Source organism: Thauera linaloolentis 47Lol = DSM 12138 (genome assembly GCF_000310205.1).
Taxonomy (GTDB): domain Bacteria; phylum Pseudomonadota; class Gammaproteobacteria; order Burkholderiales; family Rhodocyclaceae; genus Thauera; species Thauera linaloolentis.
Window position 1 is genome coordinate 1 of record NZ_AMXE01000032.1, and the last position, 21,665, is coordinate 21,665.

At 67.2% G+C, this 21,665-nt stretch carries 16 protein-coding genes; 12 read left to right on the plus strand and 4 right to left on the minus strand.

What is annotated here, in order from left to right:
- Positions 1 to 400 precede the first annotated feature (400 nt).
- From C666_RS09985 to C666_RS09995, 3 genes are all read left to right on the plus strand, one after another.
- Entirely contained in the window at positions 401 to 910 is a 510-nt protein-coding gene (locus C666_RS09985) for a sigma-70 family RNA polymerase sigma factor (protein WP_028792439.1), read from the plus strand.
- Between the two features lie 4 nt (positions 911 to 914).
- Positions 915 to 1,928, plus strand: a complete 1,014-nt coding sequence (locus tag C666_RS09990) for a FecR domain-containing protein (protein ID WP_038001419.1) — start codon at positions 915 to 917, stop codon at positions 1,926 to 1,928.
- 90 nt (positions 1,929 to 2,018) lie between these two features.
- Positions 2,019 to 5,696 carry a TonB-dependent receptor gene (locus C666_RS09995; protein WP_004337930.1) on the plus strand — a complete coding sequence of 1,226 codons (3,678 nt, stop codon included), beginning with the start codon at positions 2,019 to 2,021 and terminating at the stop codon, positions 5,694 to 5,696.
- Here C666_RS09995 and C666_RS10000 read toward each other — a convergent pair.
- On the minus strand, positions 5,618 to 7,033 hold the full coding sequence (locus C666_RS10000; RefSeq protein WP_081593420.1) for a heavy metal sensor histidine kinase: 1,416 nt from the start codon (positions 7,031 to 7,033) through the stop codon (positions 5,618 to 5,620). The genes C666_RS09995 and C666_RS10000 overlap by 79 nt on opposite strands.
- 2 nt (positions 7,034 to 7,035) lie before the next feature.
- Positions 7,036 to 7,722 (minus strand): heavy metal response regulator transcription factor, encoded by a 687-nt coding sequence (locus tag C666_RS10005; RefSeq protein WP_004337933.1) that lies wholly within the window; start codon positions 7,720 to 7,722, stop codon positions 7,036 to 7,038.
- A 167-nt stretch (positions 7,723 to 7,889) separates the two neighbouring features.
- Here C666_RS10005 and C666_RS10010 point away from each other — a divergent pair, with 167 nt between their 5' ends.
- From C666_RS10010 to C666_RS10040, 7 genes are all read left to right on the plus strand, one after another.
- Positions 7,890 to 8,228 (plus strand): DUF4148 domain-containing protein, encoded by a 339-nt coding sequence (locus tag C666_RS10010; RefSeq protein ID WP_004337934.1) that lies wholly within the window; start codon positions 7,890 to 7,892, stop codon positions 8,226 to 8,228.
- 121 nt (positions 8,229 to 8,349) lie between these two features.
- Complete coding sequence (locus C666_RS10015) at positions 8,350 to 8,697, plus strand: hypothetical protein (protein ID WP_004337936.1); 348 nt, start codon at positions 8,350 to 8,352, stop codon at positions 8,695 to 8,697.
- A gap of 117 nt (positions 8,698 to 8,814) precedes the next feature.
- On the plus strand, positions 8,815 to 10,074 hold the full coding sequence (locus C666_RS10020) for a TolC family protein (RefSeq protein WP_004337938.1): 1,260 nt from the start codon (positions 8,815 to 8,817) through the stop codon (positions 10,072 to 10,074).
- Positions 10,075 to 10,087: 13 nt separating this feature from the next.
- Positions 10,088 to 10,648 carry a hypothetical protein gene (locus C666_RS10025; protein ID WP_004337939.1) on the plus strand — a complete coding sequence of 187 codons (561 nt, stop codon included), beginning with the start codon at positions 10,088 to 10,090 and terminating at the stop codon, positions 10,646 to 10,648.
- A complete protein-coding gene (locus C666_RS10030; RefSeq protein ID WP_004337940.1) occupies positions 10,645 to 11,757 on the plus strand; it encodes an efflux RND transporter periplasmic adaptor subunit in 1,113 nt (370 codons plus the stop codon). Before C666_RS10025 ends, C666_RS10030 begins: the two co-directional genes overlap by 4 nt.
- Positions 11,758 to 11,772: 15 nt before the next feature.
- Entirely contained in the window at positions 11,773 to 14,892 is a 3,120-nt protein-coding gene (locus C666_RS10035; RefSeq protein WP_004337941.1) for an efflux RND transporter permease subunit, read from the plus strand.
- 52 nt (positions 14,893 to 14,944) lie between these two features.
- Positions 14,945 to 15,337 carry a hypothetical protein gene (locus C666_RS10040; protein WP_004337942.1) on the plus strand — a complete coding sequence of 131 codons (393 nt, stop codon included), beginning with the start codon at positions 14,945 to 14,947 and terminating at the stop codon, positions 15,335 to 15,337.
- Positions 15,338 to 15,373: 36 nt separating this feature from the next.
- Here C666_RS10040 and C666_RS10045 read toward each other — a convergent pair whose 3' ends face one another.
- Together C666_RS10045 and mfd are read right to left on the minus strand one after the other, a co-directional pair.
- On the minus strand, positions 15,374 to 16,360 hold the full coding sequence (locus tag C666_RS10045; protein WP_004337943.1) for a magnesium and cobalt transport protein CorA: 987 nt from the start codon (positions 16,358 to 16,360) through the stop codon (positions 15,374 to 15,376).
- A gap of 15 nt (positions 16,361 to 16,375) precedes the next feature.
- Entirely contained in the window at positions 16,376 to 19,849 is a 3,474-nt protein-coding gene (gene mfd, locus C666_RS10050) for a transcription-repair coupling factor (protein WP_004337944.1), read from the minus strand.
- Positions 19,850 to 20,104: 255 nt separating this feature from the next.
- Here mfd and C666_RS10055 point away from each other — a divergent pair, with 255 nt between their 5' ends.
- Both C666_RS10055 and C666_RS10060 read left to right on the plus strand, forming a co-directional pair.
- Positions 20,105 to 20,896 carry an alpha/beta fold hydrolase gene (locus C666_RS10055; protein ID WP_004337946.1) on the plus strand — a complete coding sequence of 264 codons (792 nt, stop codon included), beginning with the start codon at positions 20,105 to 20,107 and terminating at the stop codon, positions 20,894 to 20,896.
- A 48-nt stretch (positions 20,897 to 20,944) separates the two neighbouring features.
- Positions 20,945 to 21,637, plus strand: a complete 693-nt coding sequence (locus C666_RS10060) for a nitroreductase (protein WP_004337952.1) — start codon at positions 20,945 to 20,947, stop codon at positions 21,635 to 21,637.
- Positions 21,638 to 21,665: the final 28 nt, after the last annotated feature.

Here is a 21,665-nt window from a genome sequence, read left to right on the forward strand (position 1 = left end):
ATCGTCAGCCTGGGCGCCAACGGCTGGAAGATCGCCGGGCTGGTGCCGGAACTGCGCGTGCGCCACAGCCGCAACCGCAGCAACCTCGACTGGGCCTTCGGCTTCCGCCAGACCGAGGCCAGCATCATGTTGCGCCACAGCTTCTGAGTGGCTGGGAACAGCGCGGATTAGGCAGCCCATGCGGTTTGTCGTCCGCTCGTGATGTGAGCCTCGGGGCCACGCAGCCCCGCATTGCCGCTTCAGGTGTGCAAGCGATTGCACGCCAGGGGCAGGCGCATGGACATCTGCTTCACGCGTTTCCAGCATTGACGCTTTCCATTCTTTGAATAGAGAATGAGAAGCGTTCTCTGGTTTGTGCCGCTCAGCTGGCCAGATTTTTTCCTTTTGCCTGGGTCGTTTCGTGTCCGAAGCATCCAACGTCGCCGAACTCTACAACGAGCACCACCGCTGGCTGCTCGGCTGGCTGCGCCACAAGCTGGGGTGCCAGCAGCAGGCCGCCGATCTGGCGCAGGACACTTTTCTGCGCATTCTCGGTAGCCGGCGGGAGCAGCTTTCCAGGGTACGGGAGCCTCGCGCCTACCTGACCACCATTGCACATGGGCTGGTCATCGACCATTACCGCCGCCGCGAACTCGAACGTGCCTGGCGCGAATCGCTGATTGGAGAAGAGGAGGCGACGGCGCCTTCGCCAGAGCAGAGACAACTCGTGCTCGAGGCGCTGATGGAAGTGGATCGCCTGCTCGATGGCCTGTCCGCCAAAGCCCGCGCCGCATGGCTGTTCAGCCGTCTCGACGGTCTGACGCATGCGGAAATCGCCTCCAGGCTCGGGGTCTCGGTGTCGCGTGTGCGCCAATACCTGACAAAGGTCGCCCGCCAATGCTACGAACTGCGCTATGGCACGGCCGAATGACGCGATGAGCGCCTGTAGCCGCGATGATGAAAAGCCCGTCTCGCGGCGGGTGCTCGACGACGCCATCGCCTGGCAGTTGCAGCTCGACGGCATGGCCGCCGGGCATCCGGAGCGGACGGCTCACAAGGCCTGGCTGGCTGCGCATCCCGATCATGCCCGCGCCTGGCGCCAACTGGCGCAGATCGATGCCGAACTCGGCGCGCTGCCCCGGCAGGCTCCGATCCGCCATGTTCTCGCCCGCAGCAGGCGCCGGGCAGGCTGGAAGGAAGCCGCCGGCACCTTCGTGCTGGCCCTTGCCGTCGGTCTCGGCACGCTGCTCATCGATCGCCACCAGCCCATTGGCGGTCTGCTTGCCGACTATCGCACCGGAACCGGAGAACGGCGGACCGTCACGCTGCCCGACAATACCGTCATCGTCCTGAACTCCCGTTCCGCGGTGGATGTCGATTTTGGCGCGGACAGGCGTGCCGTCCGCTTGCGCGAAGGCGAAATCCACATCGAGACCGCGCATGGAGACCCCGCCGAAAGACGCCCCTTCATCGTACTTACCGCCGATGGCAGCCTGCGCGCTCTGGGGACGCGTTTCATCGTCCGCCGAGACGATGGCGGCACCTTGCTGACCGTCACCGAATCCGCCGTGCTCGCCCGCTCCGCGGTCTGCCCGGCAGAGCCCGAAGCCGCCTGCGCGGCCGAACAGCGGGTCGATGCCGGCCAGCGCCTGCATCTGACTGCCGACGCGGTCGGCGCCGTTCTGCCCGCCAGGGCCGATGCTGAAGCGTGGAAGGAGGGGATGCTGGTGGTCGACGGCGAGCCGCTTGCTGCCGTCGCCGCCGAACTGGCCCGCTATCGCCCCGGACTGCTGTGGGTGGCGCCGGACGCCGCCGACCTGCGCGTCACCGGCACGCTGCCGCTCGACGATGGCGAGCGCGCGCTGGCCGTCCTGGCCGCATCGTTGCCGGTGCGTGTCGTCAGGTATGGTGGCTGGCTGGTGAGCATCGAGGCCGCGCCCGCCCGGTGAACTTTTTTCGCCGGCCTCTATCACTTTTCCGGACTCGTTCGGCAGACAGGGGAAAGAAGCTTTTCCCCGACCATTTCTGGAGCCTGCCGCATGTCTGTCCCGCCCCGTGTCCCCCCCTTTCCGCTGCGCCCCGCTGCCCTGGCCCTGCTGCTGACCCTGAGTGGAGCAATCCCCGCCGCGGCTCTCGCTCAATCCACCGCCGCCAGCAGCCACAGCTATGATCTGCCGGCCGCGCCGCTCGCCGCCACGCTCAACCGCATCAGCCGCGAAGCCGGCCTCGCGCTGACCGTCGATACCGGCCTGGTGGCCAGTCGGCAGGCTGCGCCGGTACGCGGCCAGCTGTCCCCGGAACAGGCCCTGCGCGCCGCATTGCAGGGCAGTGGTCTGGAATTGGTGAAGATCGATACGAATACCTACACGCTGCGTTCGGCACTGCCCGAGCTTTCGGGCGAAGACCGCGCGTCGAGGAATGCGACGGAGCTGAAGAGCGTGCTGGTGACCGGCCGGCGCACGCCGGACGAGATCGGCCGCGAGGACGTGTTCGAAAGGAACGTTTCCAACCTGTACGTCGACCGGGACTACCTGGAGCGCTTCCAGGTCAATGCCGCCGGGGATGTCCTGAAGGGTTTGAACGGCGTCTACAACATGAACACCCGCACGGCGGGCGGCGCGATCACGCCGAACATCCGCGGCATCACCGGCAAGGGGCGTATCCCGGTGAGCATCGACGGCACGGAGCAGACCGTCGACGTATGGATGAACAACTACGGCGTGGGCGACCGCAACTACATCGACTCCGCGTTGTTCCGCAGCATCGCGGTCGACAAGGGCCCGGACATCGCCGCTGGGCACAAGACCGGCGTCGGCGGCTCGGTGGTCATCCGCACCATCGATGCCGAGGACATCGTGCCGGAAGGCGAGCGCTGGGGCCTGCAGATCAAGACCGATCTGTCCAACAACGCGGCCAAACCGCAACACGACCTGAGCAAGTTCCTCGGCTGGGACGACTATCGCACTCTGCCGGGCGGGGCGACGGCTGATGGCGCGGGCGGCGGCGTCGACTGGATGACCGGCGACCGCAGTCCGTTTTCGCTGATCACCGATGAAGCCTTCGTACCGCGCAACAAGGATGACCGCGGCAAGTTCGACTTCGGCGACGACCGTTCGCTGATGATCGCTGGCGCGTTCCGGACGGAACTGAGCGACGGCATGTTGGCCTACAGCTACCGCAAGAAGGGCAACTACTTTGCCGGCAAGCGCGACGCCGGCGGCTACCTGGACAACCCGGTGTACGACGAGGACTACTACTGCGGGCGCGGAACCGACTGCATCGGTTCGGATTCCTTCATCCCCAACATGGCGAAGATGTACAAGTCGGGCGACGAGGTGTTCAACAGCAACACGCGCACCGAGACGGTACTGGCCAAGAACAGCTGGTATCTGGGGGACAACCAGAAGATCAGCGTGGAGTTCATGCGCAATGACATCCTGTTCGGCGAGATCAATCCGTTCCAGACGCAGTTCCAGCTCAATTTCAGCGAGCTGAATCCGAACCTGATGGGCAAGGTGCCGCCCATGCAGGTGCAGACCATCAATTCCAATATCCGCTCCGACACCTACAAGCTCGGCTACGAATGGAAGTCCGGGGCCAACCCGCTGATCGACCTGAAAGCCAACCTGTGGCGGGTCAAGACGACCAGCGAGCGTCACCAGAGCGGCGGCATGAGCCTCGGGGTGCATCAGCCCGACGTCTGGTACGACGCCTGGTACTGGTGCAACGTGCGCAAGCAGTTGCCGGACTACATGGATGCCTGGGGTTCCTGCGACATGGTGGGCCTGGTCTACGGCTTCGACGAGAACACCACCCGCGAAGAGATGATCGCCGGAAACCCCAACGACGACGGGCGCTACCGGGTGATCTCGGGCGCCGAGCAACGCACCAGCGTGACCCGCGACGGCTTCGATATCGCCAACCTGTTCCGTCTCAACGACCGTTTCCGCGTCAATGTGCGCGCCGATTTCCAGCGCGAGAAGCTCGACGAGCAGAACCGGATCGTCAACGGGCAGGATCTGTTCAATTTCCTCGGCACCATCACCAGCCTGGCCAACATGGCCGGCCCGCGCGGCGGGCGGCGCGAAGAGTGGGGGGTGAATACCTCGTTCGACTGGCAGGTGACCAGCAAGCTGAACCTGCAGGCCGGCGTGCGCTACCACGAGTTCTGGGCCTACGACGACGCCCTGGCGCGCGAGCGGCGCAACGGCAACGGGCGCTATGGCCTGGGCAGCGGGCATGATCAGTACACCGCGGGCATTGTCGTGCCGTACTACGAGATCATGGATGGCGCAATGACGGAGGAGTACAAGGCGGTGATGAGGGCGCAGGCTGAATGGAATGCCGAAGGTGGTATCGGAGGCGAGGCGCAGCAGGCGGTTGATGCCTTGTATTTGGCATTCAAAGAAAAATATGGGGTCAATCCGATTTTCGACGAGGAGATTGTGTCCTTGGGTAATGCGGCTGACGGAAAAAAATACAAAGACGGCAACTTTACCCCTGTAGATGATGCGGCGTATTACCGGCTGGTGAAGGATGTGATTGCGCCGTATCGCAATGGCAAGCTGGATGTCTCTGCTGTAACGGAAAGAATACGCCCAGAGATGTTCGATGAGCAGGTCGAAAACCCGCAGGGACAGAATGGCAGCTATTACAAGTATCTGATAGGTGATGTGGTTAGCGGGACCAGAGCGCTGGGTGATAATCCATATGATTACAATGAAATCAAGCAGGAAATCGTAGGTGCCGGGCAGGCGATGTTCGAGGGAACGAACGCATCTGAACAGGGACGGGTGCGCCAGATTCCTCAAGACATCAGCGAAGAGGAAAAATGGCGCGAGCCGCAGAAAATCAAGGGCCGCGCCTGGTCGCCCATGCTGGCGCTGACCTATGCCGCGACGGACAACAGCCGCATCTTCCTGCGCTATGCGCAGATGACGCGCTTTCCCAGCATCTATGAATCCACCGCCTCGGAACCCGTCAGCGTGCTGAGCCGCATCACCACGCCGGGCATCGACCTGAAGCCGGAGCGCAGCCACAACTGGGAAGCGGGCTACGCCTTCAACTTTGCACCATACTGGCGCCCGCTGCTGCTGGGGGACGTGCGCCTGACCTACTACCACAACACGATCAAGGACGTCATCGACACCAGCAGCGAGAAGCGCATCATCCAGTACGACAAACGCATCAACAAGGGCGTCGAGCTGCTGGCGCGCGTGGATACGGGGCGGTACTTCGCCTCGCTGGGCGGGACCTACCGGCTCAAGCAGGTGACCTGCGACCGCAGCACGGCGGTGTCGTTCGACCTGTACCTGCGGCGCGCGCCGGAATGCATCGACGGCGGCTTCGGCGCGACGCGGGGCTACCAGTCGCTGCAGCCCAAGTACTCCATGAACCTGGACGTGGGCACCCGGCTGCTGAACGACGATCTGGAGCTCGGTCTGCGCGCGGTCTACCACAGCGAGGTGGAAACCGGGCAGTACGACAAGCTGGTGGAGCAGGGCTTCTGGCGCATGTTCGAGACCACCGGCAAGCCCTACCACTGGCGCTCCTCGCTGGTCATCGACGCCTACGGGCGCTACCGCCTGGCCAGGGATGTTGCGCTGCACTTCGGCGTCACCAACCTGACCGACCTCTACTATCTGGACCCGATGTCGAACGTGCCCACGCCCGGGCCCGGCCGAACCGTCAGCATGGGAGTGCAGTTCAATTTCTGAGCCGGAGGCCGCAGATCCGAAGTGCGGAGGCTGATGCCTACGCTCGTCCTGCTGCGAGAGTGGGCGAAGGCCGTGCCCCCATGCATGCGCGCGATCGCCGCCACGATGGCCAGTCCGAGCCCGTGATTGTCCTTGCCGTGTTCGCGCGCCCGATCGGCCCTGTAGAAGCGCTCGAAGATCCGGGGGAGATGCTCGGCGGGAATCGCCGGGCCGCTGTTGCTGACCGATAGCCGGACGCTGCCGGTCGCGTCCGGCGCGATGTCAATATCGATCACGGTGCCGCGCTGTGCGAAGCGGGTCGCATTGGCGAGCAGGTTCGACAGCGCGCGCCGTAGCAGCGCGGAATCGAATTCTCCCTCGGCGTCGCCTTGCACCCTGGCACCGACACCCGCTTCGTGCAGCGCGGCCTCGTGGAAGTCGACGACTTCGGCCGCGAGCGCGGCGAGGCTTCGGACCAGGCTTCGCCGCGCACGCTCGCCGCGGTCGGCCCTCGACAGAAACAGCATGTCGTTGACGAGGCTCGCGAGGCGCTGGAGATCCTCAAGGTTTGAGCCGAGGACCTCCTTCAGTTCGGTGATGCCGCGCTCACGGTGCAGGGCGAGTTCGGTTTCACCGATCAGGCTGGCCAGCGGCGTGCGCAGTTCGTGGGCGACGTCGGCGTTGAAGCCTTCGAGTTGCCGGTAGGCGCCATCCAGGCGCGCGAGCATTGCATTGAACTGCCCGACCAGGGGCTGCAGTTCTTCGACTTGCGCCGAGCCGTCGAGCGGGCGCCCGACGTTCTCGGGCTTGAGTGCGGCGGCCTGCCGTGCCAGATCGCGAACAGGCAGCAGCGCCCGCCGCACGAGCCATGCGCCGCCGGCCGAAACCACCAGCGCGCCGGCCAGTGCGCTTGCCAGCAGCGTCCAGGCCAGTTTCTTCAGCAACTGGGCATCGGAGCGGACGTCGAGCGTCAGCTCGGCCAGGAGCGGGGGGCCGTCCGGCCACGGCGCTGGAATTTCGAAAGCGATCCGGCGCAGGCTGATGCCGGCCTCGGAGGGCCCCGGCGTCGCATACAGCGGCGTGCCCGCCTCGCCGCTCAGGCGCAGTCCGAGATCGCCATGGCCGACAAAGAAGTCGTCGAGCTTGTGGCGCAGGCTCGGCAGCTCTTCCCGGGTGGCGATCTCGCCGACGAGATGGCGGATCAGCTCTTGCCTATAGTGGAGTTCCTCGGCTTGCCGGGCGGCAAAATTCAGGCTGCTGGCGACATAGACGACAATACAGACCAAGCCGAGCCCGGCGAGGCCCAGTGCCGCGAGCCATGACGACAGCCAGCGGCGCAACGAACGTCGCGGGAGCATGCTCAGGCGCCCCGGTCTTCGAGGACGTAGCCCATGCCGCGCACCGTATGCAGCAGCTTGCGTTCGAAAGGGTCGTCGATCTTCGCGCGCAGGCGGCGTACCGCGACTTCGACGACATTGGTGTTGCTGTCGAAGTTCATGTCCCAGACTTGTTCGGCCAGCGCGGTGCGCGATATCACCTGTCCGTGCCGGCGCAGCAGCAGGGTCAGCAGCACGAACTCCTTGGCCGTCAGATCGATGCGCTGTCCGCCGCGCGATGCCTTGCGCCGCACCAGATCCAGTTCCAGGTCGGCCAGCCCGAGCGTGGCCGGGGCGGCCTGGCCGGATGGAAGCGCGCCGCGCCGCAGCAGGGCCTGTACGCGGGCCAGCAGCTCGGACAGGGCGAAGGGCTTGACGAGATAGTCGTCGGCGCCATCCTGCAGGCCGCGTACCCGGTCCTCCACCTTGTCGCGCGCGGTGAGCATCAGCACCGGGACATGCTTTTCGCGGCGCAGCGCCCTCAGCAGGGCGAAGCCATCCAGCCCGGGGAGCATGACGTCGAGCACCACCAGATCGTAGTGGCCGTCGAGCGCGAGATAGCGCCCTTCGATGCCGCCGTGTGCGACATCGACGATGTAGCTGCTTTCGGTGAGCGCCTTGCGCAGGTATTCGGCGAGCTTGGGCTCGTCCTCGACGACCAGGATCTTCATGCGCGGATTATCACGGAGCGGGCGGCCATCCGGGATTACGAAATCGTAATCGGGCTGTTCGCGTTTCGACGTGGACGGTTTCCTACAGTACGGCCCGTGTTCAGCCCATGGGATCCGGAATCGGCGGGGCGGGATGCACATTCCATATCAAAGAAAGGAGTCTCGTCATGTCCAAAGCCCGAACGTCCACCCTGGTGTCACTGCTCGCCGCCGCCTGCCTCTCGCCGGGGATTGTGCTGGCTGAATCCGACTGGCATTTCATCGGCGGCGAAGTGGGCTATGCCGCTTTCCCGGATCATGCGCAGAACATCAAGACCCGTGCCGACGTGTTGCGCGAACTGGAGCAGGCCAAGGCGGACGGCAGCCACTACTATCTGCAACGCGCCATGCCCGTGCCTTCGCGCGGCGCCGGGCCGGGAAAGACACGCCAGCAAGTGCTCGATGAACTGGTGAACATCTCGCCGGCGGAGCGGGCACGGATGAACCGGATCTATTACGGGGGCTGACGCCCCGAACAGGGTCCGGGCAGGGCGGAAGCCGCCCGGACGGACTTTTTCGGGCAATGGCGATCGAGATAGTTGTCCGTACTGTTCTTAATTCTCGTTCTTATCGTTACAATCCGCCTCCATGTGCCGCTGGCTCGCGATTCTCCTCCTGCTCATCCTGCCGCTCCAATCCAGTTGGGCTGCAGTGAGCGTGTATTGCCAGCATGAGGATGGCGCAGCGGCCGAGCATCTCGGGCACCATGCGCACCCCCACCAGTCCGGCGCCGGCGACACGTCCGGCACCGAAGGGAGCGGGGTCGATTCCGACTGCAGCTTCTGCCATGCGGCCAGTTGCATGGTGCTGCCCGTCGGTGCGTCTGTTCCGCCTTTCGGCGTCGAGCTCGCGCTACCCCGCGCCGAGCCACGGGCCTGGCTGCTCGCCGGGCTTCCTGCCGAGCCAGAACGGCCCAAGTGGCGCCTCCCTGCCTGATCGGCAGGGCGGTCGCATCCGTTTCGATCCTGTGGTTTCGCTGCCGCGCAGTTGCGCCGCGGCCCGTGCGATCGTGCCTTGCCGGTTTTCCGTACCTTGTCCTTTGCGGAGAATTGGATGCTTCAAAGAAAACGTATCACTTGGGCGGCGGGGCTGCTGCTTGGCCTCGCCGCTGGCAGCGCCTGGTGCCAGCCCACGGGAGGCGGCGGCCCGCTGACGCTGGAACGAGCGTTCGAGGCCGCCTGGGCGCGGCAGCCGGAGGCGCTGTCGTTCGACGCCCAGCAGGCAGCCGCGCAGGCCCGCCGCGAAAGCGCCGGCAACTGGCTGGCCGAACCGCCCTCGCTGGAGCTTGCGGGCAAGACGGACCGCTTCGACGGCAATCACGGCAGCCGCGAGTATGAGATCGGCCTTGCCCTGCCGATCTGGCTGCCTGGCGAACGCGGTGGCACGGCCGATCTCGCCATGGCGGAGATGGCTGCCGGCGAGAGCCGCGCCCAAGCCGCCCGTCTGCGCACCGCCGCGGCGGTCAGGGCCGCGTACTGGGACTGGCAGCGCACGCTGATCGAGGCGGAGCTGGGCCGCGAACGGCTCGGCAATGCGCGCGAGCTGGTCGCGGACGTGGCGCGCCGCGTCAAGGTGGGCGAACTGGCGCGGGCCGACCAGCACCAGGCCGAAGGCGCCTTGGCCACCGCCGAAGCCGCCGCAGCCGAGGCCGGCAACGCACAGGCCGAGGCGGCACAGCAGTTGCGTGCCTTGACCGGGCTGGCGCCGGCCTTCGACGCGGGCCGGATACCGCCCGCCGAAGCCGATCCGGGCGGCGCCGCGGTGGCAGTGGCTGCCGATGCTGGCCACCCCGCGGTGGTCGAACTGCGGGACCGGGCCGAGGTCGCGCGGCGTGCGATGGCGCTCGCCAGCATCCAGGGGCGCGCGAATCCGGAACTGAGCCTGGCGACCACGCGCGAGCGGGGCGCTTCGGGCGAAGACTGGGAACAAACGGTAACGCTGGCCCTGCGGATTCCGTTCGGCGCCGGATCGCGGCACCAGGCACGCGTCGCCAGTGCCAATGCCGAGGCGATCGAGGCTGAAGCCCAGTTCCGGCTCGAACGAGAGCGCGTACTCGCCGACACCGATCTGGCGCAGGTGCGTGTCGAGTCGGCACGCACCCAACTGGCCGCGGCCGAGCGGCGCGCGCAGCTCGCGAAGGAATCTCGCGGCTTCTTCCAGCAGGCCTTCCGTCTGGGCGAGGCCGATCTGCCGACCCGCCTGCGCATCGAACTCGAAGCCGCCGAGGCCGAGCGCCAGCTTGCCCGCGCGCGCATCGATCTGGCCGCCGCCATTTCCACCCTGCGCCAGGCGCTGGGTCTGCTGCCCCAATAAAGGAATCCCCTACATGAACATCGTCCATACCCTGGCGGCCTGGAGCATGGCTGCCGCACTTGCGGGCCTCGCCGCCCCGGCCGCTGCCGGTCCCGGGCACGACCATGGCGACGCGCCGGCTGCGCTGGCCGGCCCGGCCTTGCCGCGTTTCGCCGCCGCATCGGAACTCTTCGAGCTGGTCGGCGTGATCGACGGCAGGCATCTTACCGTCTACCTCGACCGCTTCGCCGACAACAGCCCGGTCCACGGCGCCACGCTGGAACTGGACATCGGCGGCACGCCCGTTCCGCTCGAAGCCCGCGCGGACGGGACTTTCGAGGCCATGCTGGCCGAGCCGCCCGCACCCGGCGTGCTGCCGGTGACGGTGATGGTGCTCGCCGGCGACGAGGCCGATCTGCTGGCCGGCGAGCTGGATGTGCACGACGACACCGATGCGCACGCCCAGGAGCCGGCCGCTGACATGACCCGCTATGCCGGCTGGCTGGTGGCTGGCCTGCTGGCGCTCGGCGGCGCCGGCAGGGCGGTATTGCGCAAGGGCGGCACCCGCGGCCATTCCGCCGGAGGTGTGGCATGAAAGCGGTGATCCTGATCGGCGCCCTGTACCTCGCGCTTGCAGGCGCTTCGGGCAATGCCCTGGCCGGCCCCGGCCACGACCATGGCGACGAAGGCCCGGCGCTGGTCAGCGGCAATGGTCCGCGGCGCCTGCCCGATGGCAGCGTGTTTCTGCCCAAACCCGCGCAGCGCCAGATCGGTGTGCTGACGCAATTGACCGAGGCCGGCGATCTGCCGCGCGCCGTCACGCTGGCGGGCAGGGTGGTGATGGACCCGAACGCCGGCGGCAAGGTGCAGGCGATGCTGGCCGGCCGCCTGGAAGCCGGACCGCAAGGGCTGCCCGCTGTCGGGCAGACGGTGAACAAAGGCGAGGTGCTCGCCTACGTGGTGCCGGCAGCGGGGCAGATCGAACGCTCGAATCAACTCGCGCAACTGGCGGAACTGCAGGCCGCCAAGGGCCTCGCCGAGAAGCGCCTCGAACGTCTTCGGGCGCTGGCCGACACCGTGCCACGCAAGGACATCGAAGCGGCGGAAAGCGAACTCGCCAGCCTCGGCGCGCGCGCCAGCGCGCTGAATGTGGGGCTCAGGAACCGCGACGCGCTGGTGGCGCCAGTGTCGGGCGTGGTCGCGTCGAGCAACGCAGTGGCCGGCCAGGTGGTCGATGCGCGCGAACTGGTGTTCGAGATCGTCGATCCGAAGCGGCTGCGCGTGGAGGCGCTGGCCTACGACGCGCAGCTCGCCGCCGACATCGCCGGCGCCAGCGTCGTCGTGGGCGACGCACGCGTGCCGCTTTCGTTCATCGGCGCGGCGCGCAGCCTGCGCGAGCAGGCTCTGCCGCTGACGTTCGCTGCCGAGGGCGAGGCCCTGAGCATGCTGGCGCTGGGGCAGCCGGTCGAGGTTTTCGTGCACACGCGCAGCACCCGGCACGGCGTGAGCGTGCCGGCGGCATCGGTGCTGAAGAATCCCGCGAACCAGTCCATCGTGTGGGTGAAGACCGCGCCCGAGCGCTTCGAGCCGCGCACCGTGACCATCGCCCCGTTCGACGGCGCGAACGTTGCCGTGACCGCAGGCCTGGACGCCGGCGAGCGCGTGGCCACGCGCGCGGCCACGCTCATCAACCAGATTCGCTGACGGAGCGCCCAGCCGATGTTCAAGTGGCTACTCGACAATAGCCTGGGCAACCGCATGCTGGTGATCATTGCCAGCCTGGTGCTGATGGCCTATGGGGCGTTCACGCTTACGCGCACGCCGGTGGATGTGTTTCCGGACCTCAACAAGCCCACGGTCACGATCATGACCGAGTCGGGCGGGATGGCGGCCGAGGAGGTGGAGCAGCTCATCACCTTCCCGCTCGAGACGACCATGAACGGATTGCCCGGCGTGGAATCCGTGCGTTCGGTGTCGAGCGCGGGGCTGTCCTTCATCTACGTCACCTTCGACTGGAGCACCGAGATCTTCCGTGCCCGGCAGATGGTCTCCGAGCGCCTGTCGGCGATGGAGGAGGGCCTGCCCGCCGACGTGATTCCGCGCATGGGGCCGATCAGTTCGGTGATGGGCGAGATCATGCAGATCGCGATTCCGGTCGACACAGCCAGAACCACGCCCATGCAGGTGCGCGAATACGCCGACTGGGTGCTGCGCCCGCGCCTGATGGCGATTCCCGGCATCGCCCAGGTGATCCCGATCGGCGGCGAGGTGCGCCAGTTCCAGGTGCAGCCGGACACCCGGCGCATGGCAGAGCTGGAAATCTCGCTCGACCAGCTGGAAGCGGCGATCCGCGGCTTCGCATCGAACACCTCGGGCGGCTTCCTTGAGCTGTCCGGACGCGAATACCTGATCCGCCACCTGGGCCGCACCTCCAGCCTGGACGACCTGGAGAACCTCGCCATCACCGCGCGCGAAGGGCAGCCGATCCTGTTGCGGCAGATCGCGGCGGTCACCTTCGCGCCGGCGCTCAAGCGCGGCGACGCCGGGTTCGAGGGCAAGCCGGCCGTCATCCTCGGCATCCAGAAGCAGCCCACGGCCGACACCATCCACCTGACGCGCCTGATCGAAGAGGCGCTCGACGAGATGAAGCAGTCGCTGCCCGACGGCATGGAAGCGCCGGAGGTGACCTTCCGCCAGGCGAGTTTCATCGAGGCATCGATCAGCACCTTGCAGGGCAAGCTGATCGCCGCGTCGGTGTTCGTGGCGGCGATCCTGTTCTTCTTTCTCGGCACGCTGCGCCCGACGGTGATCGCGCTGACCGCGATTCCGGTGTCGATCTTCATGACGGCGCTGGTGTTCAAGTACTTCGGCCTGTCGATCAACACCATGACGCTGGGCGGGCTCGCCATTGCCATCGGCGGCCTGGTCGACGACGCGGTGGTGGGCGTGGAGAACGTGCTGCGGCGCCTGAAGGAAGACCGCGCAAAGCACCAGACCCACCGCCTGCACCCGATCGAGCTGGTGGCGCGGGCGACGATGGAGGTGCGTTCGGCGATCCTGTATGCAACTATCATCATCGTGCTGGTGTTCCTGCCGCTGTTCGCGCTGCCGGGCATGGAAGGGCGCCTGTTCGTGCCGCTGGGGGTGGCCTTCATCGTGTCGACGTTGGCCTCGCTGGTGGTGTCGGTGACGGTGACGCCGGTGCTGTCGTTCTACCTGCTGCCGAGGATGAAGTCGCTCGACCATGGTGACACGCGCCTGCTCGCCTGGCTCAAGGCGCGCTACCGCGGGGCCTTGCAGGGCGTGCTCGACCACCCGCGGGCGGCAGTGGCCGCCGGAGGCATCGCGGTCGCCATCGCCGCCGCCGCGGTGCCATTCTTCCCGACGACCTTCCTGCCGCCGTTCAACGAGGGCACGCTGCTGATCGGCATGCGCCTCAACCCCGGGGTGACGCTGGCGGAATCCACCGCGCTCGCGCAGCAGGCCGAAGTGCTGGTGAAGCAGGTGCCCGAGGTCACCCACGTCGGCCGCCGCAGCGGCCGGGCGGAACTCGACGAGCATGCCGAGGGTGTGCACGTCAGCGAGCTGGACGTGGGCCTCAAGCCGGCCTCCGAACTGGACCGGCCGATGGGCGAGATCACCGCCGACATCCGTGCCCGGCTGGCGAACCTGCCCGCGGCGATCGCCATCGGCCAGCCCATCTCGCACCGCATCGACCACATGCTGTCGGGCGTGCGCTCGCAGATCGCGATCAAGATCTTCGGCGACGACCTCGACACCCTGCGGGGCCAGGCGGACACGCTGCAGGCGCGGCTGGCCGGCATTCCGGGCATTGCCGACCTGGAGGTGGAAAAGCAGGTGCTGGCGCCGCAGATCAAGGTGCGCATCGACTACGCCGCGGCTGCCCGCCATGGCGTGCCGGCGCCGCAGGTACTGGCCGCGCTGCAGAACCTCGTCGAAGGCGAACGCATCACGCAGATCGTCGAGGGCGGCCGGCGCTTCGCGCTGGTCATGCGCCTGCCCGAGTCCGCCCGCTCGGTCGATGGCCTGGCGCAGATCCTCATCGAGACACCGCTCGGACATGTGCCGCTGTCCAGGCTGGCGTCGATCGAGGATGGCGACGGGCCGAACCAGGTCAGCCGCGACGACGGCAAGCGCCGCATCGTGCTGTCGGCCAATGCGCAGCAGCGTCCGCTGTCGGAGCTCGTCGCCGACATCCGCACAGCGGTGGCCGACATGAAACTGCCCGAGGGTTACTTCATCACGCTGGGCGGACAGTTCCAGGCGCAGGAGGAAGCCTCACGGCTGGTCGGGCTGCTGTCGATCGTGTCGCTGGTGCTGATGTTCGTGGTGCTGTACAGCCGCTACAAGTCGGTGCGGCTGTCGGCGCTGATCATGGCCAACATTCCGCTCGCGCTGGTCGGCGCGGTGATCGGGCTATGGCTGTCGGGGCAGCCGCTGTCGGTCGCGGCGCTGATCGGCTTCATCACGCTCGCCGGCATCTCGGTGCGCAACGGCATCCTCAAGGTCAGCCACTACATCAACCTGATGCGCGTCGAGGGCGAGAACTTCGACCACGCGATGATCCTGCGCGGTTCGCTCGAACGCCTGTCGCCGGTGCTGATGACGGCACTGGTGACGGCCTTCGCGCTGGCGCCGCTGCTGTTCGAGGCCGAGCAGCCGGGCACCGAGATCCTGCACCCGGTTGCGGTGGTGATCTTCTCCGGCCTCATCAGTTCGACCCTGCTGGATACCTTCCTGACCCCCGCGATGTTCTGGCTCTTCGGCCGGCGCGACGTCGAGCGCCTGCTGGACGACCGCAACGCCGAGGCCTTCTGAGCGCAGCACCCCTTGCATGACCCCACGACACACGAACCCGAAAGGAGCACCCATGAAATTCTCGAAACTCGCCGCCATCGCCGCCCTGGCGCTCTCCGGCGCCGCCTTCGCCGCCGAGGGCCACGACCATGATCATCCGCACGAACACGAAGCCATGCACGGCGGGGTGCTGGCCGAGGCGCGGGGCCTCGATCTGGAACTGGTCGCCACGCACGAACGCATCCAGCTGCATGTGCGCGACCACGGCGCGCCGGTCGATGTCTCCAACGCCAGCGCGAAGCTCACACTGTTGTCCGCCGGCGGCAAGCAGGAAGTCGAGCTGAAGCCGGCCGGCGACCGCCTGGAAGCGGCCGGCGCGTTCGGCGTCGGCGCGGGCACCAAGTTGGTGGCCGTCCTCAACCTGCCGGGCAGGCCCGCCGCTACTGCGCGCTTTTCGCTGCCGTAGGCACGGCGTGCCGCCCGCCGCGATGCGTGCGGGCGGCTACAGCCACTTCGCCTTCCTGAACTGCCAGTACAGGAAACCGCCCAGCGCCGCGATCGTCGCCAGCGCCATTGGGTAGCCGTATTTCCAGTCGAGCTCGGGCATGTGCGTGAAGTTCATGCCCCAGATGCCGGCCAGCGCGGTAGCGACGGCGAAGATACCGGCCCAGGCCGCGAGGCGCTTGCTGACCTCGGTCTGGTCGATGGCGACCAGCGATAGGTTGACCTGGATGGCGGTGCTGATGGTGTCGCGGATGCCGTCGAGCGAGGCATTGATGCGGGTGAGGTGGTCGTAGATGTCGCGGAAGTAGTGCCGGCTCTTGGTGCAGACATCCGGCACGCGGCCGCCGTGGAGTTTGCCCGCGGCTTCCATCAGCGGCGTCACCGCGTGCTTGAGCAACGTGGCCTTGCGCTTGAGGCGGTACAGGCGGCGGATGTTGGAGCGCGCCGCGCCCTTGGTGAAGATGCGGTCTTCCAGCGCCTCGACCTCGCTCTCGAGCCGTTCGATGTGCGGGAAGTAGCGGTCCACCACCGCGTCCATCAGCGCATAGAACACATAGCCCGGCCCCCCCTTGGCGAGCTTCTTCGGTTCGCGCTCGCAGCGTGCGCGCACGCCGAGGAAATCGCGCGCGCTGTTGTTCCGCACCGACAGAATGTAGTCGGTGCCGATGAAGACATGGATTTCGCCGACCTGAAGACGGCCTTCGTTCTCGTCGATCAGGTGCATGACGGCGAACAGGCTGGTGCTGCCGTCGTCACCGTCGTTGTATTCCTCGACCTTGGGGCGCTGGTGGCCGTGGTGGGCGTCCTCGATGGCGAGTTCGTGCAGGCCGAAGGTTTCGCTCATGAGCGCGAGTTCTTCGGCGGTGGCGTCCTCCAGCGCGATCCAGACGAAGGTGTCGGGCTGCTGCAGGTAGTCGCCGATGCGCTCGACCGGCAGGTCGGCGAGCTTGTGGCCGCGCTGGTAGGCGGTGCAGTTGATGAGCATGGGGCCTCCCGTCGGTCAGGCTTTGACCGCGTCGAGCAGTTCCTTCACCGCCCTGGCGCGTTCCTTCAGATTGGGCAGGCTGACGCGGCGCACGAGCTTTTCCGGGCCGGCCATCTTGGTGCTGCGGTCCTTCTGGATCAGGAAGATGACCTTGACCGGGTCGATCGGCGCGTCCTTGCCGAACTGCACGCTGATCTGCGCGTCCGAGGCGTCGAGCTTCTGCACGCCGTAGTCCTTGACGATCATGCGCAGGCGGTGGGTTTCGAGCAGCGCGGCGGTCTGCGGCGGCAATTCGCCGAAGCGGTCGATCAGTTCTTCCTGCAGCACCCGCAGGTCGTCGTCGGTGTCGCAGTTGGCCAGGCGCTTGTACAGCGTCAGGCGTTCCTGGACGTCGGGGCAGTAGTCGGTGGGCAGCAGCGCCGGGGTGTGCAGGTTGATCTCGGACACCACTTCCAGCGGCTGGCTCAGGTCCGGCTCCTTGCCGGCCTGCAGGTCCTTGACCGCGCGCTTGAGCATTTCGGTGTACAGACTGAAGCCGACCTGCTGGATCTCGCCCGACTGGTTCTCGCCCAGCACCTCGCCGGCGCCGCGGATTTCCAGGTCGTGCATCGCCAGATAGAAGCCCGAGCCGAGGTCTTCCATCATCGTGATCGCCTCCAGCCGCTTCTGCGCCTGGGCCGAAGGCTTGGCGCCGGGCTGGGTCAGCAGGTAGGCGTAGGCCTGGTGGTGGCTGCGGCCGACGCGGCCGCGCAGCTGGTGCAGCTGCGCCAGGCCGAAGCGGTCGGCGCGGTTGATGATGATGGTGTTGGCGGTGGGAATGTTGATGCCGGTCTCGATGATGGTGGTGCACAGCAGCAGGTTGGCGCGCTGCTGGGTGAAATCGCGCATCACGCGCTCCAGCTCGCGCTCCGGCAACTGGCCGTGGCCGACGACGATGCGCGCCTCGGGCAGCAGCTCTTCGAGGTCGTTGCGCATGTTGTCGATGGTGTCGACCTCGTTGTGCAGGAAGTACACCTGGCCGCCGCGCTTGAATTCGCGCAGCACCGCCTCGCGGATCGTGCCGCGGCTGGAGGGCTGGACGAAGGTCTTGATCGCCAGCCGTTTTTGCGGCGCGGTGGCGATGACCGAGAATTCACGCAGGCCTTCCATCGCCAACCCCAAGGTACGCGGGATGGGCGTGGCGGTCAGGGTCAGGATGTCGACTTCGGAGCGTAGCTGCTTCAGCGTTTCCTTCTGGCGCACGCCGAAGCGGTGTTCCTCGTCGATGATGACCAGCCCCAGGCGCTTGAACTCCACGTCCTTCTGCAGCAGGCGATGGGTGCCGATGATGATGTCGACCTTGCCCTCGCCGAGCTGCTTGAGCGCCTCGGCCTGCTCCTTGGCGGACTTGAAGCGCGACAGTTCGGCGATCTTGATCGGCCAGTCGGCGAAGCGGTCGGCGAAGGTCTGGTAGTGCTGCTCGGCGAGCAGGGTGGTCGGGCACAGCACCGCCACCTGCTTGCCGTCCTGCACCGCGATGAAGGCGGCGCGCAGCGCGACTTCGGTCTTGCCGAAGCCGACGTCGCCGCACACCAGGCGGTCCATCGGCCGGCCGGACTTCATGTCGGCCACCACGGCGTCGATGGCGGTCTGCTGGTCGAGCGTGGTCTCGAAGCCGAAGCCCTCGGCGAAGGCTTCGAGGTCGTGCTGGCGGAAGTCGAAGCGATGGCCGGCGCGCGCGGCGCGCTGGGCGTACAGCGCCAGCAGTTCGGCGGCGGTGTCGCGCACCTGCATCGCGGCCTTTTTCTTGGCCTTCTCCCATTGCCCGGAGCCGAGGCGGTGCAGGTCGACCGCTTCCGGGTCTGCACCGGCGTAGCGGGTGATGACGTGAAGCTGCGACACCGGGACGTAGAGCTTGTCGCCGCCGTTGTATTCCAGGTGCAGGAACTCGGTGTCGCCCTCGCCGAGATTCATGTGGATCAGGCCGAGGTAGCGGCCGATGCCGTGCGATACGTGCACCACCGGGTCGCCGACCCGGAGCTCGGACAGGTCGCGCAGCCAGCCTTCCATCGTCGCCGCCTTGCGGCTGTCGCGTCGTGTGCGGGTGCGGGCGGTGGCGGCGTACAGTTCGGCCTCGGTGACGACGGCCAGCCCGGCCTCGGGCAGCATGAAGCCGTTGGCGAGCGGCGACACGCCCAGGGCGAAGCACGCGCCGCCGTCGACGAAGGCAGCGAAGTCGCCCATCGCATCGGGCTTCAGGCCGTATTCGGCGAGATAGTCGGCCATGGTTTCGCGCCGCCCCGGCGAGTCCGCCAGCAGCAGGATACGGCCGCCGTCGCGGAACCCGTCGCCGGCCTGGAAGGCCTTGAGCTTGTGCAGCGGGTCGGTGGCCTTGCGTTCCACCGCGAGGTCGGGCAGGGGCAGGGCGATGGCGCCTTCCGCTGCGGCGTCCGCGCGGGCGTCGAGCAGCAGGCGAGGGCGCCCCTTGAGCGCGGAGAAGAAATCCTCGTCGCTGAGGAAGAGCTGCTCGGGCTGCATCACCGGGCGGCTGCGGTCGCCCTTGAGCAGATCGTGGCGCGAGCGGGTGTCGCGCCAGAATTCGGCGATGGCCGTCGGCACGTCGCGGTGCAGCAGCACCGTGGTGTCGGCGGGCAGGTAGTCGAGCAGGGTGGCGGTCTCGTCGAAGAACAGCGGCAGGTAGTATTCGATGCCGGCCGGGGCGATGCCGTTGGAGACGTCCTTGTAGATCGCCGCGCGCGTCGGGTCGCCCTCGAAGGTTTCGCGGAAGCGGCTGCGGAAATGCGTCCGCCCCTTGTCGTCGAGCGGAAACTCGCGTGCCGGCAGCAGGCGGATTTCGCCGGTCGGATAGACGGTGCGCTGGGTGTCGGGGTCGAAGGTCTTGATGCTCTCGACCTCGTCGTCGAACAGGTCGATGCGGAAGGGCAGCGGCGAGCCCATCGGGAACAGGTCCACCAGCCCGCCGCGCACCGAGAATTCGCCGGGGCTGACGACCTGCGTGACGTGGGCGTAGCCCGCCAGCGTCATCTGCGCGCGGAGCTGCTCCACGTCCAGGCGTTCGCCCTGCTTGAGGAAGAAGGTGTAGGCCGCCAGGTAGGAGGGCGGCGCCATGCGGTACAGGGCGGTGGACGCGGGCACCAGCACCACGTCGGTTTCGCCGCGCGAGATAGCGTACAGCGACGACAGCCGCTCGGAGATCAGGTCCTGGTGGGGCGAGAAATTGTCGTAGGGCAGGGTTTCCCAGTCGGGCAACAGGTGCAGCCGCAGGCCGGGCGCGGCCCAGGCGATTTCTTCCCGCAGACGTTGCGCGTCGAGCGGGTTGGCCGTGATCACGAGCAGGCGTCCGGCGCGCGCGGCGAGCGCAGCGACGGCGAGCGCGTCGGCCGAGCCGGCGAACGGCGGCAGTTCGAGCCGCATGCCGGGCTTGGGCAGCGGGCGGGCGGCGAGTCGGGGGAGCAGCGGGGAGAACAGCGCATCGAGGGAATCGGGCATTGCACGGGTATTGCACGGTGGGAAGCCGCAATTATAAGAGAGTGGCCGATGGACCGTTGCCGTGAGTTGTGCCTCGTTTTCGGATCGATGCATTACGTTGACGTAAACGTCACCTTCAGAGCATCATCCGGCGGATGAAAAGAAAGCGGCACATGATGCCGTGGGTGCCCGACCGCGAGGCCGCCAGGCGCAGCGGCCCCGGAGCTGGGCGCCGGACACCAGGAACCCCTTCCTGCCCCTTGGAGGATGACTCGAATGCACGACCTCGATACCCATGAGCACTGGATCGAAACCGCCGACGGCCGCTTGTACGCGCGCACCTGGGCGCCGCGGGCCGGAGCGGCCGGCAGCCCGATCATCCTGCTGCACGACTCGCTCGGCAGCGTGGCGCTGTGGCGGGGGTTTCCCGCGGCCTTGTGCTCCCGGAGCGGACGGCAGGTCGTTGCCTACGACCGCCTCGGCTTCGGCCGTTCCGATGCGCATCCGGGCAGGCTCGCGCCGGATTTCGTCTCCCGCGAGGCGGATACGGGCTTTGCCGCCGTGCGCCGGCAGCTTGGCATCGGCCGCTTCGCCCTCTTCGGCCACAGCGTGGGCGGCGGCATGGCGGTCAATTGCGCTGCACGCTTTCCGGATGACTGCGCCGCGCTCATCACGGAGTCGGCCCAGGCTTTCGTCGAAGCACGCACCATTCAGGGTATCGAAGAGGCGCGTGAACTGTTCAAGGAAGGCGCGCAGCGCGAACGGCTCGCCAAATACCACGGCGACAAGGCCGCCTGGGTGCTGGATGCGTGGATCGGGTCCTGGCTCAGCCCCGCGTTCGCGTCCTGGTCGCTGGAGCCGGTGCTGCCGCGGGTGGCATGCCCCGTCCTCGCCATCCACGGCGCGGAGGACGAATACGGCAGCCCCCTCCATCCGGCACTGATCGGCAGGCTCGCCGCCGGTCCGGCACGCGTCGAGGTCATGGCCGGAGTGCGGCACGTACCGCACCGGGAGCGCGAAGAGGACGTGATCGGGCTGGTGTCCGGTTTTCTCGAAGGCATCGCCTGAAGCCGCCACGCCAGGCGGCTCCACCCAATCCACCATGAGGTCCATGCCATGACGGCATCCGTTCAGTCCGTTGTCGACGAAGCCATCCAGGGGCGCTATTCGTGTCGCGCCTTCCTGCCGCAGCCGGTGCCCCGCGCGCTCGTCGCCGACATTCTCGCGGTCGCGTCGCGTGCACCGTCGGGGACCAACATCCAGCCCTGGAAAGCGTGGGTCGTGACCGGTGCAAGCAAGGCCAGGCTCACCGAGCGGCTGCTCGCCGCGTTCGACGATCCGGACGAGGCCGCGACCCATACCGAACCCTATGCCTACTATCCCAGGGAGTGGGTGCCGCCCTATGTCGACCGCAGGCGCAGGGTCGGCCAGCAGCTCTATGGCCTGCTGGGTATCCAGAAGGGCGACGCGCAGCGCATGCACGAGCAATTCGCACGCAACTACAAGTTCTTCGATGCGCCGGTGGGGATGATCTTCAGCGTCAGCCGCCTCATGGAGCAGGGCTCCTGGCTCGACTACGGCATGCTGCTGCAGAACGTCATGCTGGCGGCGAAGGCGCGCGGCCTGGATACCTGCCCGCAGGTGGCGCCGATCCAGTTCCACCGCATCATTCACGAGGAACTCGGCATCCCCGACAGCGAGACGCTGGTCTGTGGAATGTCCTTGGGGCATGCCGACCCCGATGCGCCGGAGAACAGGCTGCGGACCGAGCGCGCGGCTGTCGACGAGTGGGTCGTCTTCCGCGACTGAACGTGCGCCGTCGGGCCGGCCGGGCGGT